Annotated in this window: 1 pseudogene; it reads right to left on the bottom strand. The window is 63.2% G+C overall.

From position 1 onward, the window contains the following. Window positions 1–2,056: pseudogene (locus tag ACWDKQ_RS35775) on the bottom strand (hypothetical protein); the annotation flags it as partial. Window positions 2,057–2,355: the final 299 nt, after the last annotated feature.

The following is a 2,355-nucleotide window of genomic DNA, read 5'->3' as shown; positions in this document are numbered from 1 at the left end:
CCTGCCCCTCCACACCCGCGCCGGAAACCCCAGCCGACCCAGCCCCCCGCAAATCCTCACCAGCAGACGAAGACGCCCCAGCACCAGACAATTCCGCGCCCCCCGTCGGCTTCGCGGTCGTTGTCTCCCACCCAGACGTGGGTTCGTCGTCCTGGCCCCTTTCCGGCCGCGCGTCGCGCACCAACCCCTCCAACACCCCCTGCTCGGCCCCGACACGCCCCGCCAACTCGCCAATCTCTGCCCGCAGAGCCCCAATACGCTCCCGCAACGAATCCAACTCCACATCCTCACCGGCATTCCGCGCCGACAACGCCGCCAACTCCGCCTGCCGAGCCATGTGCTGCTGCAGCATCTCCCGCGCCTCCGCAACCCGCAGCTCCCGCGCCACGTCGTGCAGCGTTTCCATCTCCGGCTGCCTGCCGTACAACTGGTTTGCCCTTTGTATGACCGGGAACAGCCGCCTACCACCCACCAAATTCACGCCGAGCTCACCGACAACCCTGCCAACACCACCAAGATCGTGCACCAGGTCCATCGCCATGAGCCAGCGACGAATCTCAAACACCCTCACATTCGCGGGCGACCGAAGCTCGTCCTGTCCGGTGTAAGGGTTGAACATCGGGACCGAAAGTTCGGCCACCACGCTCCATAGATCGTCAACCGTCCTGGCGTAGAAGGCGGCACCCACCCTGCCATCATCGAAGCCGGCATCGATCAACACCCGGATCCGCCGCATCCACAGCATAGCCTGGTCAAATCTGTACAGATCCGGAACTATCTCCCAGTACAACCCCGCCAAATTCACCAAGGACTGCCCTGCATCATCCGGCAAACCAGCTCCGGCCTCAACCCCTACCGCCGCCGCAAGCCCGCTCCAGCCGCCCTCAAAGTCCTCAGCAATGTTTGCAATGAACGGGATCAGGACAACGGCGTTCAGGCGCGCCTGCGACTCCGCCGGCTGCCTGACTACCACAGACCATTCGTTCGCGAGCTCGAACAGCAATCCCTCGGCCCACTGCGCCGTCTGAGAGTCACCCTCGGCGAACGCATTTGCCGAGACCTCGGCCAGCGGGTTCGCCATCCTTTCCCAACGCCTGTCGGACTTCCAAATCGCCTCCAAAGCCGCCCTCGGATCGCCGTCGACCCGACCAAGGACCTCTCTCGTCCTCCCCACCAACGACACCAAGTCACGCACTTCCGCAGAGCCGACGTCCTCAGCGGATCGGCCTTCGAAGCCCGCAACCATGCGGGTAAGGGATGACAACGACGAAAAGGTCGGCGACTCGGCATCAAGCTGGCTGACCAACCACGCCAGGCTATGGAACGTTTCTACATCCGGCGTCTCGATGTACAACTTCTTTGCCAGCCATATGACCGGGAACAGCCGCCTACCGCCAACCAAATCTGCGCCGATCGCGTCGACGAACTCGTGGTAACCGCCGAGGTCGTCCACGACGTCCATCAGGTCGAGCCAGTACGGAATCTCGTCGACATCCACATGCCCGGGCTCCCGAAGCTCCTGCTGTCCGGTCTGGGGGTTGAACACCGGCCCGTACGCAACGGTCGCCAGCGTCCGGAGATCATCTACCGTCCGCTTGTAGAAGGCAGCACCTTCCCCGGTGTCCTCGAAACCAGCATCGATCAACCCCCGAACCCGCCGCATACACAGCAAAGCGTCGTCAAACCCGAAAAGATCCGGATCTAGATCCCAGTACAACACCGCCAAATTCTCCAGGGACTGCCGGTAATCAGCCGGCAGACCAGTCCCGTTCCCAAGCCCAATCGCCGCCGCAACCTCTCTCGAGTCGCCCTCAAACCTCTCAGCGATCATCGTCACGAACGACGGCAGGACAACGGCGTTCAGGCGCGCCTGCGACTCCGCCGGCTGTCTGACCACCACAGACCGAGCGTCCTCGAACTCAACCAGCACTCCCCGAGCCCACCGGGCCATCTGTTCGTCGTGTTTGGCACGCGCGGTCATCTCGACCGTGGCCAGCCTGTCCCTCATCCGCCGCCGTGGCTGATCGGCGTTCCACATCGCCTCCAACGCCTGCACCGGACTGACCCGCTGCCCGCCATCGGCATCGGCATCGGCATCGGCATCGGAATCGGCATCGGCTGGGACTTGAACGGAATCCAGTCGACCAAGGACCGCTCGCGCCCTCCCCGCCAACCCCACCAAGTCACGCACTTCCGAACGAGAGGCATACCTATCGGCTCGGCCTTCGAATCCCGCCATCATGTTGGTTAGGGTGACGCCCGAAATATTCGACGACACGGGATCAAGCTGACCGGCCAACCACGCCAGGTCGTCGAACGTTGTCTTGTCTGGTGTCGCGCCATACAACTGCTCTG

It is taken from the genome of Saccharopolyspora sp. NPDC000995, assembly GCF_053599315.1.
The sequence above is the reverse complement of the archived record's forward strand: the minus strand, read 5'-3'. Positions and strand labels throughout refer to the sequence as shown.